Consider the following 15,501-nt stretch of genomic DNA (forward strand, 5'->3'; position numbering starts at 1 on the left):
CTTACTTCAGCCGATCGGGATTTTGCTTTAGAAAACTGTCCCAGCCCGTATAGGACTTCTCTTGCGACACATTTCCAGAATTGAAATGGTGACAGACGGCAACTGCCAAACCATCAGATGCATCAAGATATTTCGTCGGAAATTCTTTAAGTTTTAGAAGGGTTTTCAGCATTCCGGCAACCTGCTCCTTACTGGCATTTCCGTTTCCCGTGATGGCCATTTTAATTTTTTTAGGGGAATATTCCGTGATCGGAACATCTCGGTATAATGAAGCCGCCATGGCAACTCCCTGCGCGCGACCCAACTTCAGCATCGATTGCACATTCTTGCCAAAAAACGGAGCTTCGAGCGCAACCTCATCAGGATGAAATTCATCAATTAAAGACAAAGTTCGTTCGAAAATATACTTGAGCTTGGTCTCGTGATTTGGATATTTTTTCAGAATCAATTCATGCATTGAAACCAATTCCATCTTACTTCCTTGAACAGAAATAATTCCGAATCCCATAATAGTGGTTCCGGGATCAATTCCTAAAATTATTTTTTCGCTCTGCATTGGCGCAAAGGTAAGATAAGTATACTTTGGATTATTAAGATTTAACCCGAATTTCTTTTAGTTGGGAAAATTTGACCATACAATCATTCTCTTCATCCCAAAGAGTATAAAAAGCATATTTTAAACTTCCAAAAAAAGTAATTTCAGAAACATGTTTTTGAAAAACCGGATTTTCCTGACTGCATCTCTTCAGTTTATAAAAGGGAACTTTTGGCGCCAAATGGTGCAGGTGATGATATCCAATATTTCCTGTAAAGTAATTGAGTATCGCAGGTAATTTATAATAAGAGCTTCCTTTGATCGCGGCCAAAACATATTCCCAGTCTTTTTTCCAGGCTTTATAATTTGGGTTGTGCTGATGCTGCATATAAAAAAACCAGATCGCTGTAAATACGAAAGTGAGCAAAATTGGAATATAAATAAATGCCAATTTTTTGAAACCGTACATCAAATCAAAATTGGGTAATGATAATAAAATGCCCAAGACCGCAAAAAATAAAACAAGAAAAACATTTGTGAGAAGAAGCATTTTTCGCTCTTTATCCCAGCCTTTCAAAGTAATAAACGGAATACGGTTATGGATGAAAATATAATACGCCGGGCCAATAATAAACATGACGGGAAATGACCGATAAATACGATACTTGAATTTTTCAAATTTCGAAAGCGCTTCGTATTCACGAACGGTTAAAAGATTTACATCGCCAATCGTTCGGGTATCTAATTGTCCCTGATGTGAGTGATGGTGATTGTGTGATCTAGCCCAATATTTATAAGGAATACACGTGAGAAAACTGGTAATAAAACCTGTTCTGTCGTTTTTCTTCCGGTCTGGGAAAAATGCTTGATGTCCGCAATCATGTTGAATTATAAATACGCGCGTTAAAAAAAGACCGCCTACAATTGAAACCAATAATGTAGCGATCAGCGAGTAATCGTAGAGAATTGCTGCCAAAAGAAATACACCGATAAATGGTAAAATGGTATTGAAAATCTGCTTCCAGGCGAGTCCTGTTTCGGGTGAAGCGTATGGTTTAATTAGTTTTTTCCAGTCTTTAAGATCCTGTATAATAAGTTCTTCTTGCTCTTTGGTCATATATTATGTTAAGCTGCAAAGATATTAATTTAAAAGAACTATGGCATAAATAATACCTAAATTCGATGTTAAAATTTTCTAAAAAAGTGGTGAAATTTTTACTAATTGCTCTATTTAATCTGTTGTAAAAATTACTAAGTAGAAATTCAAAATAAATTTTACTTAAGAATCCTTCTAATTATTGATATTTAAAAAGTAAAAAAAATGTTTTAGTAATTATCCTTAAAAAAAAGAACAGCATTTTAACGCCTATTAATGAATTCTACGTCATCCATCGCTTCGTGCTCTTTTTTTATTTCCTCGCTTATTATAGTTATATCTCCGGTAGCTTCTAAAATGATGGCATTAATTTTTTCAAAATCCGCATGGCCAGCTTCCCGTACAGATTTATTGATTTCTCCAATTGCGATCCGTTCTTTTTTCAGAGCATCATAAAGCATTTCATCTTTATAATATAATAATGTTGGAGTACTGCTAATTTTCTGCTTGAATTTTTTGCTGCGAACAGAAATATAAGTAATGCAGAATTGCAGTCCGATAAGTAATGCGGCAGCCAATAATCCTTCTACTAAAGGAACGGATTTATTCAAAATGACAGATGCAAGTATCGAGCCCAGAGCGATCGTTACAACAAAATCGAAAGCATTCATTTTTGCTAAGGTTCTTTTACCAGATATTCGAAGTATAAAAATCAAAATAATATAGGCAAGAATAGTTGTCACTGCAACACTCACCAAGCCTTCCCAAGTGTCGAAAAATATTTTATTCATGTTGAATATATTATATTTGGTTAACTTAAAACCAGCCAATTACAGACTTAACCTCACAAAAAGCGGAAAATGATCTGACCCGATTTTCGGCATTCTTTCCAGCGTGTTGAGCCGAAATTGCTTGCTCACAAAAACATGATCCAAAGGCCAACGCATGAAAGGGTTTTCTGCATTAAAGGTGTTTAAAAATCCACGTCCCACCCGGGTATCATGTAATATATTTTTTGTCCCGGTTAACTCATCAACTTCTGCCCAAACCACATCGTTCATATCGCCAGCAACTACGATAGGATATTTGTTATTCTGAATTTCTTTGCCCAGCTTTTTCATGGCAATGTCTCTTTGGCCTACATTATCAGGTAAATCTTCAAAACGCATAGGTGGCACAGGATGCAGACAATGCAAATCTATCTTCTGACCATTTTTAAGTGTTACCAGACATTCAAAAGACGGAACTTTTTTATTATTCAAATAATTAACTTTCAGATTTTCTAAGGGATATTTGCTGTACAAAATCATTCCATACGTTTCGTCATTAATGACCCGTTGAAAATAAGGATATTCTTTTTCCAAATACTTTAACTGTTGATTCCACCAGAGGTCGATCTCCATTCCTAAAATTAAATCCGGGTTTTTCTCCCTGATTAATTTAATCAAATCCGCAGAGTTTCTGTTTGTCATCTTCACATTTGCCAACAGCAAGCTGAAATGATTATCTGAATTTTTTACAATTTCCGCAGAAGGAACTTCAACATCAACTAAACCGGTATAGTTTATCAGAAAAAAAGTATGGATTCCTACACCCAAAACAAGTCCAGATACCAGGATTATTTTGTACCGTTTCCAACTATTTACAAGTAAAAGCAGAAGAATTAGACAAATTATTGACGCAATAAAAAACTGAATTCTAGGAAAGTCCAGCATTTTAAAATATCGAACACTCGAATTTCTGAAAAGCGAAAAAATGGCGCACAGAATAAGGCTTCCGGAAACGAAGTACAAAATGCCCCAAAGAATTTTTTTTACAGTTTTCATGTGATTAAAGTTACTATAAAAATTGCTTCATTTATAAATCTTTCCGCAAATCAATTACAGCATTTTGAATGACGTCTGTAACTTGCTTGATCTCTTTATGAGGAATAAAAATCGCATTTTTACCTTTGGTCTCATCGGCAATATTCGATAAAATAACGACAGAAGTTTTCGTTTCCGGATAATAAATGTTTAAGGACGGTGAACCTTTTACATAACCGGTGTGGAAGTAAGCGTCGGGCTTTCCAATATTCATCATGATGCCAAATCCGTAGCCCATTTTGCCCAAAATCGGGTGTTTTCTGTCGGATGATTTTTCTATGTATTTACTCAACGAGCTCGGTTTCAAAATTTTTCCGTTGTAGAGCGCGTAATTCCATCGATGCAAATCATCAGCTGAAGATAATATTCCACCTGCAGGAACCGAAATTTCGGTATTTGAAAGACGTTTCGGCATATTGTCAACCTTTGAAAAATTTTGGACATTTCCAGTATGCGCGGAAGCAAAGTTATCTCCTTTAAATATATTTGAGGTTGAAGAATTTGTCATGCCCACTTTTTTAAATAATTCCACGGCATTTTCATCGTACGATTTCCCTGAAACCTTTTCAATAATTTGTCCTAAATAATGAAATCCTTTATTGGAATAATGGAATTCAGTTCCGGGTTTGGAAAGCAATCCACTGCCAAAATCCCTGATGCCAGACGTATGATTCAGTAATTCTTTAATCGTAATATTTTGAAATTGATTCGGCTTAAATTCTACCAAATACTTTGAAACTTTGTCTTCCGTAGAAAGTTTTCCCGCATCTTCCTGAATTAAAATTAGAACTGCCGTAAATTGTTTACTTAAAGACGCAATTGCAAAAACCGAATTACTATCCAATTTTTTCTTTTTATTAAAATCGTCAAAACCGTTTTGTCTTTCGTACAAAACTTTATTGTTCTGGCGAACAGAGACGCTTCCATTAAATTGAGTTCTTGCAAAAACAGAATCAATATGCGATTTTAATAAGTTCTTTTGAAACAATATAATGGTGCTGTCAATGATGGCATTTCGTACCGAAGTTTGGTCGGCGATTTTTTCAGCTTCCGATTTACAGGAAAATGAAAAGACAAGAATGAGCAGAAACAGAATAGATTTGATATTCATAGAAGAGGATCGTTTTTTCAAATATAAAGAATGAAAAACAAATAGCTGAAATAGAAATAAAAAAATCTCCCACGATTATTGGAAGATTTTAGTTTTTCATTTATTGTTTTATGAAAGTGCTGCTGCTCCCGCTTCTGCAACTGCATGATCATTTTCTACAGCACTTCCGCTTACGCCGATTGCACCAATAATTTCACCTTCTGCATTTTTTACTAAAACTCCGCCAGGAAAAGTGATCAGTCCACCATTGGAGTGTTCGATATTATAAAGCGATTCTCCAGGCTGAGACAATTTTCCAATTTCTCCAGAATTCATATCAAAGAATCTGGCGGTTTTTGCTTTTTTAATGGAAATGTCCAAAGATCCCAACCAAGCACCATCCATTCTGGCAAAGGCGACCAAATTGGCTCCGCTGTCAACCACGGCGATATTCATTGTACAATCGATTGCTATTGCTTTTTCTTTGGCAGCTGCGATTAATTTTTCTGCTTGTGATAAGGTAATATTCATTTTATTACTTTTTATTGATTTCTATTTTTTTTACAAAACTTCAAAAAAAACCAGCAAAACCTTAGAAGTATTGATGGTTTTAGTTATTAATTAATGTTTCTCTCGTAGTGATTTACTTATCACAAGTACAACCTTTACAAGTGCAGTTGGTACACGTACAATTTTTACAATCACCTGATTTGCATCCTTCACAGTTACAAGTACATTGAGTATTTTCCATAATGTTGGTTTAAAAGATTAGGACTAAAGGTAAAAAATGATTTTCAAAAAGACAGTGAAATTATTTGATTTAACGAAAATTAACAACATTCAAAAATCCTAAAAAAAACCGTGTCAAGGTTTAAAACCTTGACACGGTTGGTAATAAACAAATTTTGAAAAGTTAAATTATAGATTACATATTCCGTCGATACATCCCCCCAACTTCAAACAAAGCATTGGTAATTTGTCCAAGTGAACAATATTTCACGGCTTCCATCATTTTTTCAAATAAGTTTTCCTGGTTAATGGCGGCTATTTGTAAGTCATGTAAAATCTTTTCGCTTTTATCAGCGTGAGATTTCTGGAAGTTTTCTAAATTCTGAATCTGCAATTGTTTTTCTTCTTCAGTTGAACGAATTACTTCTCTAGGTAAAACTGTTGGTGAACCGTCTTTTCCAAGGAATGTATTTACCCCAATAATTGGAAATTCTCCGGTATGTTTCAACATTTCATAATGCATACTTTCTTCCTGAATTTTTGAACGTTGATACATGGTTTCCATCGCTCCTAAAACTCCTCCACGTTCAGTAATTCTATCAAATTCCGTGTAAACAGCTTCTTCTACTAAATCGGTTAATTCTTCAATAATAAAGGAACCTTGCAACGGATTTTCGTTTTTCGCTAAACCTAATTCTTTATTAATGATGAGCTGAATTGCCATCGCTCTTCTCACCGAATCTTCAGTAGGAGTCGTAATCGCTTCATCATAAGCATTGGTATGCAAAGAGTTACAATTGTCGTAAATCGCATACAATGCTTGTAATGTCGTTCTGATATCATTAAAGTCAATTTCCTGCGCGTGCAAAGATCTTCCGGAAGTTTGAATATGATATTTCAACATTTGAGATCTTTCGTTCGCATGGTATTTAAACTTCATGGCTTTTGCCCAAATTCTACGTGCAACTCTACCGATTACGGCGTATTCAGGATCCAATCCGTTGGAGAAGAAGAACGATAAATTCGGAGCGAAATCATTGATATTCATTCCGCGGCTCAAATAATATTCAACATACGTGAAACCATTTGCCAAGGTAAACGCCAATTGTGATATTGGATTTGCGCCCGCTTCTGCAATGTGATACCCAGAAATGGAAACCGAATAAAAGTTTCTCACTTTTTCATCAATGAAATACTGCTGAACGTCGCCCATTAATCTCAAGGCAAATTCCGTAGAGAAAATACAGGTATTTTGTGCCTGATCTTCTTTTAAAATATCTGCCTGAACGGTTCCACGAACGTTTGCGATCGTTTCTGCTTTAATTTTATTATACGTTTCAGCATCGATTACTTCGTCGCCTGTAATTCCTAATAATTTTAAACCTAAGCCGTTATTTCCTTTTGGAAGTTCGCCTTCATACGATGGTCTTTTCAAACCTTTATCATCAAATTTGGCTTTTAACTGTGCTTCAACTTTTTCCCAAAGATTATTTTCAGATAAATATTTTTCTACATTTTGATCAATTGCTGCATTCATAAAAAACGCGAGCAACATTGGAGCTGGACCATTAATCGTCATGGAAACCGAAGTCATGGCATTCACCAGATCAAAACCGGAATACAATTTTTTCGCATCATCTAATGTCGCAATTGAAACTCCGGCATTTCCGATCTTCCCATAAATATCTGGTGGAAAAGCGGGATCTTGTCCGTATAAAGTTACAGAGTCAAAAGCGGTTGACAAACGTTTCGCGTCCATATCTGCAGACACATAATGGAATCTACGGTTCGTTCTTTCGGGTCCGCCTTCTCCCGCAAACATTCTGGTTGGATCTTCACCCGTTCTTTTAAAAGGGAATAATCCAGCGGTGTACGGAAATTGTCCTGGAACATTTTCCTGACCTTTCCAACGAAGCAAATCTCCCCAATCCTGAAATTTCGGTAACGATAATTTCGGGATTTTTAAATGCGATAAAGATTCATATTTTGTTTCTACTTTAATTTCCTTTCCGCGGACAAAATAGGAATAAGCGTCTTGCGACATTTCTTCTTTAAAATGTTTCCAGCCTTTTAGAAATGCGATATTTTCTTCAGAAAGTTCTTTTTTCGTTTTAAGGAAAGCTTTTTCTAATTTATCGGTTGTATGTTGATCATCGGTGATGAGTACTTTGGCACCTTCCAAAAGATACATTCTCTTTGCGATAAGCGCCTGATTTTCAACTTCTTTATCGTAAGCATGATTGCTTTCTACAATTTCCGAGAGATAACGCACACGTTTTGGCGGAATTACCGTAATATCGTCAGAAACATTTTGTTCTACAAATTCTTTAAATTTTGGCGCAGTTTCCCCTTGAGTTTTTTCTAAAGTTTCGTTAACCTTATTAATTAAAGCATTGTATAATTCTGTGGTTCCGTAGTCGTTGAACTGACTTGCTTTGGTTGAAAAGACAGGCATTTCTTCTAAAGTCTTGTCAAAAGCAACGTGATTCCGTTGATAGGTTTTACGAACAGCTTGTAATGCGTCTAAAGCACCACGCTTATCTGATTTGTTTAAAACAACCAAATCGGCATAATCCAACATATCAATTTTTTCCAATTGCGTAGAAGCACCATATTCCGGCGTCATTACGTACATGGAAACATCTGCAATATCTGTAATTTCTGAACCCGATTGTCCAATCCCGGAAGTTTCCAAAATGATGACGTCAGGTTTTGCTAATTTTAAAATATTTAAAGCAGAATGAATATATGGAGAAACAGAAACATTATTCTCACGAGTCGCCATCGAACGCATATAAACGCGAGGATCATTAATGGAGTTCATTCTAATTCTATCACCCAAAAGTGCTCCTCCGGTTTTCTTTTTAGAAGGATCTACGGAAACAATCGCGATCTTTTGATCTGGATTTGAACGTAAAAAACGACGAACCAATTCGTCTGTTAAAGAAGACTTCCCTGCACCACCAGTTCCGGTAATTCCGATAATTGGAATTTTAGAATCTTTTGCTTTTTCGTCAATGGCTTTTACCAACTCAGGTTTTTCATCGGAGAAATTTTCTACGGCTGAAATAACTTCTGCGATGGATTTCGAATCTTCAAATTTAATTTTATCTAGATCTGAAACTTCAATATGTTCTCCCGTAGCGAAGTCGGATCTTTGTACCAAATCATTGATCATTCCTTGTAAACCCATTTCACGGCCATCATCAGGGGAATAAATTCGGTCGATGCCGTATTCCATTAATTCTCGAATTTCTTCGGGAAGAATTACGCCACCGCCACCACCAAAGATCTTGATTTGAGGTGCTCCTTTCTGACGAAGAAGATCGTAGATATATTTAAAATATTCGTTGTGACCACCTTGATAAGAAGTCAAGGCAATTGCGTTTGCATCTTCCTGAATAGCGCAATCCACCACTTCTTCCGCAGATTTATCGTGACCGAGATGAATAACTTCGGCACCTGTGGCCTGAATCATTCTTCTCATAATATTAATAGCAGCGTCGTGTCCATCAAATAAAGAAGCGGCTGTTACGACTCTCACTTTATTTTTGGGCGTATATTTTTCTTGATTCATAATATAATTTCGATTGTCCCAAAGATACGGATTTTAGAAATTTTGGAAAAAGAAAAGCCTTTGAGATTTCTTAAAAGGTTTTCTTCTAAAAGTTATTGTTTTTTCAGAATCCACGTACCAGAATTACCTTCGTCAATTTTCCAGGTGCCAGAATATGTATTTTCTGGACTTCTGATGACATTCCCTAAAATGGCAAATCCAGAAATGCGGGATTGTACTTGATTAAATGAGGCGCCAATCATACCGCCTTCAAATGTCTCGTTGACCGCACTAAGTGTTGATATTCTTTTTACTTCAACAAAATTTTTTGCGGAAATTTCAATATGAAGCGTTCCCTGATCCGAACCGGAATAGGTACCAATATATACTCCTTTATAAGGAGAGCTGTAATTTTCTTCTGCTTTTCGCTCCCAATAATTATCTACAATCTGTTGGCAAGAGAAGAGGGAAAATAACGCGAACAGGATCATGAATTTGTAGATTCTCATATTATTTTACTACAAATATAAATTTTAATCGGAATGTCTACAATATATATAGCAGTCAGACTTTTGCGGACCTAACTATTTAATAATTGAATTGATTGCGGTTTGGCTAAAAATTAAAATTGGTATTTTTGAGCAAAATAATTTCAAATGCAAAAGACGTTTCTTTATTTATTCGCCGGAACCTCCATCAGTTTTCTCCTGAACTATTTCCTGTTAGGAAGTCAAGGTTGGGAACTTGATCTATATTACGCATTTGCTTTTGGTTTGGCGTGGGGAATTGCCTATTTTTTAGATAATGAAAAATTTTCCTTGCCTCAGAAATTGATTTACTCTTTTTTAGCGATGGGAATTCTAGTCATCATCGGAATACTATTTTTCAGTTTAGAAAAAGCAGTTCCTTCTATAATTAAATTTTCGATGGTTTTTGTGGCATATTATGTATTTGCCAGTTTTAGAAGATCTAAATCATTGCGGAAATAATTAAGGTTTTAGCATATCAATTTCAATTGAATTATTGTTTTTTGCTTGTTTTTCTTTAGCGCTATTCTCCGTCCTTTTTATAAACTCAGTTGGTGAGATTGCAGCTCCGTTTCCATCTTTCATATTGCCTATGTTTCCCTTCACGATCATTTGTTTAAAATCTTTTGCGGGATCATTTCTCATCTCCCAGAAGAGTTTTTTATATTTTTCCTGCGTAATGCGTATTGGAGTAACTTCCTGATTAAATTCAGAGATTTTCGGTTTTGAAGGTGTAAATTTAGTCACTCCTTTTAATTCAAATTGATGTGTTTTTGAAGCATCTTCCATTTTAACAATCAAACCCGGAAGACCACTAAATTTATAAGGCCCATCTTGAAAAGGTAATTCGGTAGCGAAATAGGCAGTCCAATTTCTGCCGGCAAAAGTAGTAGTGGCTTTTTGTGTTTCAAATTCTCCGATTTTCATTTTTTCAGGTAAGATTTTCCAAACCATTTTTCGATCATCAGCAACATTAAATAAATCCCCGCCTATTCTGGTTTCTAAAGAAACTTCTTGTTTTGGGTAATCCTTAAAAACTTTATACGTTATAATTCCGGAATTTCTTGGTCGAACTGTAAGAGAAACATTCATCGCACCAGTAGCCTGAATTTGTTTTTCATAATAGGCAACCCTTGTAGAATCTGCAACGAAAGCATCGCGGCTGTAAAACTTCGACCCGTCTTTGGAAACATCAAGATACATGAGTTCTTTGCTTATGTTATCTTTATTTAAAGTATCCCGTACAAAACTGTAATCGTAAATAAATCGTTGGTTCTGCGCGGAAGACAAAACGGAAAAAAAGAGTAATAAAGCGGCAAATTTTTTCATTGTTAATGTAATTTAAATGGAAAGATAATTCTTTTTTGGATTCGAAAGTTGGAGGAATGAAAATTTCTTTAATAAAATTTTTACGCGCATTTCAATGCGCAAAAATTTACTCAAAAAGCGGCAAATTTTTTATTTTTTTAATGAAAGAAAATTAGCGTAATGATTGTCATAAATTAAAAACCGAAAAAAATGACGTTTAAGCAGGATATTTTTTGCTTTTGGAAGATGTTAAATTTAAATATAATAATTACGGAAGACATTCAGCGTGAATATTTTAGGTAGAAAAATATTTTGAAGGAAATGATTTCGGACAAATATTACGAAATCTTTTCGGAATAGAAAAAAAAATCCTACCTTTGCACACCCGTTTTGGGGAAAATTATGTTTAATCGTAAACGAAAAAGTGTGAATACATTAAGTTACAAAACCGTCTCAGCTAACAAAGCTACCGCAAATAAAGAATGGGTTGTGGTAGACGCTGAAGGACAACCGTTAGGAAGATTAGCTTCTAAGGTTGCAAAGATTTTGAGAGGTAAGCACAAAACGAATTTTACACCTCACGCAGACTGCGGAGACAATGTAATCGTTTTGAATGCTGGAAAGATTACTCTTTCTGGAAACAAGTGGGCTGACAAAACTTACATTTGGCATACTGGTTATCCAGGTGGTCAAAAGTCAATGACTGCGCTAGAACTTCAAAAGAAAGATTCTTTGAAAGTATTGGAAAAATCTGTAAAAGGTATGCTTCCAAAAAACAAATTAGGATCTGTATTGTTTAAGAACCTTTATTTATATGAAGGAACTGAACATAAACATGAAGCTCAAACGCCGAAAGTAATTAATATTAACGAATTCAAATAATTAATATGTCAATAGTTCATAAAATCGGAAGAAGAAAAACTGCTGTTGCAAGAATTTACGTGAGACCAGGTACTGGTGTAATCACGATAAATAAAAAGGATTCTAAGGAATACTTTGGAACTGACGTTTTGGTTTACAAAGTAAATCAACCATTTTTATTAACAGAAACAGCTGGTCAGTATGACGTAACTGTGAATGTTTTCGGTGGTGGAATTACAGGTCAGGCTGAAGCAATCAGATTAGCTATTTCAAGAGCACTTTGCGAAATCAACGAAGAATACCGTTTGCTTCTTAAGCCACACGGATTGCTTACAAGAGACGCAAGAATGGTTGAAAGAAAAAAACCAGGTCAGAAAAAAGCAAGAAAGAAATTCCAATTCTCGAAACGTTAAGACGAGATTTGAGACTTGGCGACAAAAGATTAGAGATTTTTTATCTCCTGTCTATTGTTTTTCATCTATTATCTAACCCAAAAAATGCCCCGTTAGTTTAGCACCCAAACATTTCTCCCATCAAAGAAATTGTTGATTGCATAAAGCGGCACGTAAACTAAAAACAAAAAAGAGACATGGCAAAAGCAAATGTTAAAGACCTTTTAGAGGCAGGCGTACACTTCGGTCACATGACCAGAAAGTGGAATCCAAATATGGCTCCATACATTTTTATGGAGAAAAACGGTATTCACATCGTAGACTTACATAAAACAGCAGTAAAATTAGATGAAGCTTGTTCAGCTTTAGAAAAAATTACTTCTGCAGGTAAAAAAGTTCTTTTCGTAGCAACTAAGAAACAAGCGAAAGAAGTGGTAGCGAAATATGCTGCTGAACTTAATATGCCTTATATTACTGAAAGATGGCCTGGAGGAATGTTGACAAACTTTGTTACCATCCGTAAAGCTGTTAAGAAAATGAACCACATTGATAAAATGAAGAAAGACGGAACTTTCGAAACTTTATCTAAAAAAGAAAGACTACAAGTTGATCGTCAAAGAGCAAACTTGGAGAAAAATTTAGGTTCAATCTCTGACATGGTTCGTCTTCCATCAGCACTTTTTGTTGTTGATATTATGAAAGAACACATCGCAGTAACAGAAGCGAAAAAATTGGGTATTCCAGTTTTCGCAATTGTTGATACGAACTCAGATCCAAGAAAAGTAGAATATGTAATTCCTGGAAATGATGATGCTTCAAAATCAATTGATATGTTGTTAAGCGTTGTTTCAGATTCAATCAAGGAAGGTTTATCTCAAAGAAAAGCCGACAAAGAAAAATCTAAAGAAGAAGGAGAAAAAGTATCAGCTGATGCTGACGCAGATTTTACTTCTGAAACTCCAGCTCCTGCTGCAGAATAAGATTTTATCTTGAATATAAAAAAGGTTCAGAATTTATTTCTGAACCTTTTTTTTTGTGCCTATTTTTAAAATGGAAAAATAAATTCTCTATTTCTTAATTGATCTTGAATTTTATATACGTAATGGTTTTTCCTTTCGATTCAAATAATTCTTCGTAGTAGGTTTTAATTTCTCTTAACATCGGCGTTTCCGGATCAAACTCCGGCGCACCATAAATGTCGTGATTGGCGAAGAGAATTTCATGATCTAAACCTTGAAGAAGTCCCAAAGTATAACCGTGTAAAAATTCTGAATCAGTTTTCAAATGCATGATGCCGTCTTTTTTCAGAATCTTTTTATAACGTTCCAGAAAATCAGGATGCGTCATTCTGTGTTTTGTGCGTCTATATTTAATTTGCGGATCTGGAAATGTAATCCAGATTTCATCAACCTCATCTTCTGCGAAAAAACAATCAATCAGTTCTATTTGTGTTCGTAGAAAAGCAATGTTATTTAAATTATTTTCAAGGGCATCTTTTGCTCCAAACCAAAAACGCGCACCTTTAATATCAATACCAATAAAGTTTTTTTCGGGGAACGCTCTTCCTAATCCGACAGAATATTCTCCTTTTCCACAACCCAGTTCTAAAACGATGGGATTATCATTTTTAAATACTTCTTGTCTCCATTTGCCTTTCAGATGATAATTTGCCAAAGCTTCTGCTCTGGTCGGCTGAAATACGTTTGGAAGCGTTTCATTTTCGGCAAATCTTGCCATTTTATTTTTACCCATAGGATATAGAAAAAGCCAGGGCTTCTTGGGAATTTTAATTTAAAGGGAACGGTTTATTTACCCGGATTATTTAAAGATACAATCAAAGCTTTTTGCACAGACTTCTGCGAAGCGTAATCTGCGCCGCAAACCTTAGTTGTGAAGAGGTAACTACCTTTTTGCACTACAATTGAACCTTCGGCCTGTGTAGGAACAGCAAGGCGATATTTGGTATTGCCCACGCCCTCTATACGCATAATCATATTGCAGTTCGATTTATTTTCAATCATTACAATACTTTCTTTGCTGGTAGGATCGTTATCAAACAAAGAATTCAAAATCTGAACAGTTTTATTTTTATGTTCCATCGGTGATACCGACATCAACATCAGAAACTCTTCTTGCTCATTAGAATCAAGTAATGCAGAAGATTCGCCTAGTGCTTCAGCGCTCAGGTTTGCAGCGTAATTTTTCGCTGCCAGTTGCGCCTCAAATTTGGCAATTTGTTTTTGCTTAATAATTTCATTCATTTCCTCGAAACCAATTTTGGTTGAAGGTCTGCTGTACAGTAAGGCTATTTTTTCTTGAAAATGCGGAACACGCTGATCTGCAGGATGAGCATTTTTAATATATTCTTTTAGCAGTTTAATTAATCGTGGTTTTAAAAGCAATCTTTTCGGATCATCTGGATGTGCATCTTTCAGAAAAGCATCTATTTCATAAATGCTGGTACTTCGCATGATACGGGAATAATCCTTCATTTTTTTCTGTGCGGAAAAATTTGCACAAAATAAAGTGATAAAAAGTAGAAAAGTTATTTTTTTCAAAAACGCCATAGACTTTAAAAATTTTCGGTGAAGTACAGTTTGAGTATTGGTGTGCTAAAAACTGACTTTAATAATACGTCGCCAAATATAAAAAAATATTACTTAAAAATTGTTCTAATGCCTTATTTTACTTGCTCCATCAGATTAGAGTTTTTTAATCTCCGCTGATAAATTGGCAGATATTTCTCAATATATATTCCAATTACTTCGTAATTATTTGCTTGCACGTAAGAATAAATATCATCCGACGAATAGACAAACTGTAAAAAGTTTTCAATTAAATTTTCGGGAATCTTAAGAGCGGTGAAATACGGTACACCAAAGTAATTTTTGATATTCTTAACGGAAGAATTCATTTTTTCGTATTGTTGTGCCCTTTCTTTTTTCTTGCGTTCTCCAGAAAGAATATCGTAAACGCTTTCTAAACTAAAAGTTAAACCTCCTCCACTGAATCCTGCAACGGGCAATTGTGGCGGCGTACCGTCTCCTTTTGGACTTGGCAAACCGATCATTTTCTGCAAAGCCAGAGCTTTTTCTCCATTTCTAAGAGAAGTCACATCTTTTCGAAGATTTCCTGTGGGTTTAAATCTGCTGATGATCACTTCCTGAATATCGTAATACGCAATCTTCAATTCAACAAAATTCTTTGAAGTCTCCAGCTGTTCAGCGGTAACGGTCACGTCTTTCCGATCGGTAACGATCGATGTAAACCGAATTACATCTCCTTCTTTTGCCGGAATTTTAAACGTTCCAAAATAGTCGGTATACACCGTTTTGTGTGCTGTGACATTCGTTACATAAATCTGATTGAGGTAATATACCGATTTATCCCGGATAATGATTTCGCCGCTAAAATATTGCGCCTGAACATTAGTTAAAATAAATAGAATTCCCAGGAATAGTAACTTCTTCATACAGTGCGCAAAATAAATGTTTTTTTTCGGTACGATCACGTTCTTTGATGCAGAATTTGGGTTAAAGTTT

At 35.3% G+C, this 15,501-nt stretch carries 16 protein-coding genes; 4 read left to right on the top strand and 12 right to left on the bottom strand.

Translation table 11 applies throughout. The features are described from left to right. Window position 1: 1 nt before the first annotated feature. The 8 genes from ruvC to LC814_RS06665 all read right to left on the bottom strand — a co-directional run bounded on the left by ruvC (window position 2) and on the right by LC814_RS06665 (window position 9,380). Entirely contained in the window at window positions 2-556 is a 555-nt protein-coding gene (gene ruvC / locus LC814_RS06630; protein ID WP_226063165.1) for a crossover junction endodeoxyribonuclease RuvC, read from the bottom strand. Between the two features lie 34 nt (window positions 557-590). Beyond that, window positions 591-1,652: a fatty acid desaturase gene (locus LC814_RS06635; RefSeq protein WP_226063166.1), complete on the bottom strand. Its 1,062-nt coding sequence runs from the start codon at window positions 1,650-1,652 to the stop codon at window positions 591-593. Between the two features lie 242 nt (window positions 1,653-1,894). Continuing rightward, window positions 1,895-2,422 carry a DUF421 domain-containing protein gene (locus LC814_RS06640; RefSeq protein WP_226063167.1) on the bottom strand — a complete coding sequence of 176 codons (528 nt, stop codon included), beginning with the start codon at window positions 2,420-2,422 and terminating at the stop codon, window positions 1,895-1,897. A 39-nt stretch (window positions 2,423-2,461) separates the two neighbouring features. Further along, window positions 2,462-3,457, bottom strand: coding sequence for an endonuclease/exonuclease/phosphatase family protein (locus LC814_RS06645; protein WP_226063168.1), 996 nt, complete (start codon window positions 3,455-3,457; stop codon window positions 2,462-2,464). Between the two features lie 31 nt (window positions 3,458-3,488). After that, window positions 3,489-4,607: a serine hydrolase domain-containing protein gene (locus LC814_RS06650; RefSeq protein ID WP_226063169.1), complete on the bottom strand. Its 1,119-nt coding sequence runs from the start codon at window positions 4,605-4,607 to the stop codon at window positions 3,489-3,491. Between the two features lie 108 nt (window positions 4,608-4,715). Continuing rightward, window positions 4,716-5,117, bottom strand: coding sequence for a GlcG/HbpS family heme-binding protein (locus tag LC814_RS06655; protein WP_226063170.1), 402 nt, complete (start codon window positions 5,115-5,117; stop codon window positions 4,716-4,718). 394 nt (window positions 5,118-5,511) lie between these two features. Beyond that, window positions 5,512-8,892 (bottom strand): methylmalonyl-CoA mutase family protein, encoded by a 3,381-nt coding sequence (locus LC814_RS06660; protein WP_226063171.1) that lies wholly within the window; start codon window positions 8,890-8,892, stop codon window positions 5,512-5,514. 92 nt (window positions 8,893-8,984) lie between these two features. Beyond that, complete coding sequence (locus LC814_RS06665) at window positions 8,985-9,380, bottom strand: hypothetical protein (RefSeq protein WP_226063172.1); 396 nt, start codon at window positions 9,378-9,380, stop codon at window positions 8,985-8,987. A gap of 147 nt (window positions 9,381-9,527) precedes the next feature. On the opposite strand from LC814_RS06665, the gene LC814_RS06670 reads away from it, so the two are divergent. Further along, a complete protein-coding gene (locus LC814_RS06670; protein WP_226063173.1) occupies window positions 9,528-9,860 on the top strand; it encodes a hypothetical protein in 333 nt (110 codons plus the stop codon). Here LC814_RS06670 and LC814_RS06675 read toward each other — a convergent pair whose 3' ends face one another. Beyond that, entirely contained in the window at window positions 9,861-10,727 is an 867-nt protein-coding gene (locus LC814_RS06675) for a GLPGLI family protein (protein ID WP_226063174.1), read from the bottom strand. A 405-nt stretch (window positions 10,728-11,132) separates the two neighbouring features. On the opposite strand from LC814_RS06675, the gene rplM reads away from it, so the two are divergent. The 3 genes from rplM (at window position 11,133) to rpsB (ending at window position 12,939) form a co-directional block, all read left to right on the top strand. Further along, window positions 11,133-11,588: a 50S ribosomal protein L13 gene (gene rplM / locus LC814_RS06680; RefSeq protein WP_143851893.1), complete on the top strand. Its 456-nt coding sequence runs from the start codon at window positions 11,133-11,135 to the stop codon at window positions 11,586-11,588. A gap of 5 nt (window positions 11,589-11,593) precedes the next feature. Further along, window positions 11,594-11,980 carry a 30S ribosomal protein S9 gene (rpsI, locus tag LC814_RS06685; protein ID WP_226063175.1) on the top strand — a complete coding sequence of 129 codons (387 nt, stop codon included), beginning with the start codon at window positions 11,594-11,596 and terminating at the stop codon, window positions 11,978-11,980. 176 nt (window positions 11,981-12,156) lie between these two features. After that, on the top strand, window positions 12,157-12,939 hold the full coding sequence (rpsB, locus tag LC814_RS06690; protein ID WP_226063176.1) for a 30S ribosomal protein S2: 783 nt from the start codon (window positions 12,157-12,159) through the stop codon (window positions 12,937-12,939). Between the two features lie 94 nt (window positions 12,940-13,033). Here the strand turns inward: rpsB and trmB are convergent, their stop codons facing one another. The 3 genes from trmB to LC814_RS06705 form a co-directional block, all read right to left on the bottom strand. Beyond that, window positions 13,034-13,711: a tRNA (guanosine(46)-N7)-methyltransferase TrmB gene (trmB, locus tag LC814_RS06695; protein WP_226063177.1), complete on the bottom strand. Its 678-nt coding sequence runs from the start codon at window positions 13,709-13,711 to the stop codon at window positions 13,034-13,036. 53 nt (window positions 13,712-13,764) lie between these two features. Beyond that, window positions 13,765-14,451: a DUF6759 domain-containing protein gene (locus LC814_RS06700; RefSeq protein WP_226063178.1), complete on the bottom strand. Its 687-nt coding sequence runs from the start codon at window positions 14,449-14,451 to the stop codon at window positions 13,765-13,767. A 188-nt stretch (window positions 14,452-14,639) separates the two neighbouring features. After that, a complete protein-coding gene (locus tag LC814_RS06705) occupies window positions 14,640-15,431 on the bottom strand; it encodes a hypothetical protein (RefSeq protein WP_226063179.1) in 792 nt (263 codons plus the stop codon). Window positions 15,432-15,501 lie beyond the last annotated feature (70 nt).

The organism is Kaistella polysaccharea (assembly GCF_020410745.1).
Lineage (GTDB): Bacteria > Bacteroidota > Bacteroidia > Flavobacteriales > Weeksellaceae > Kaistella > Kaistella polysaccharea.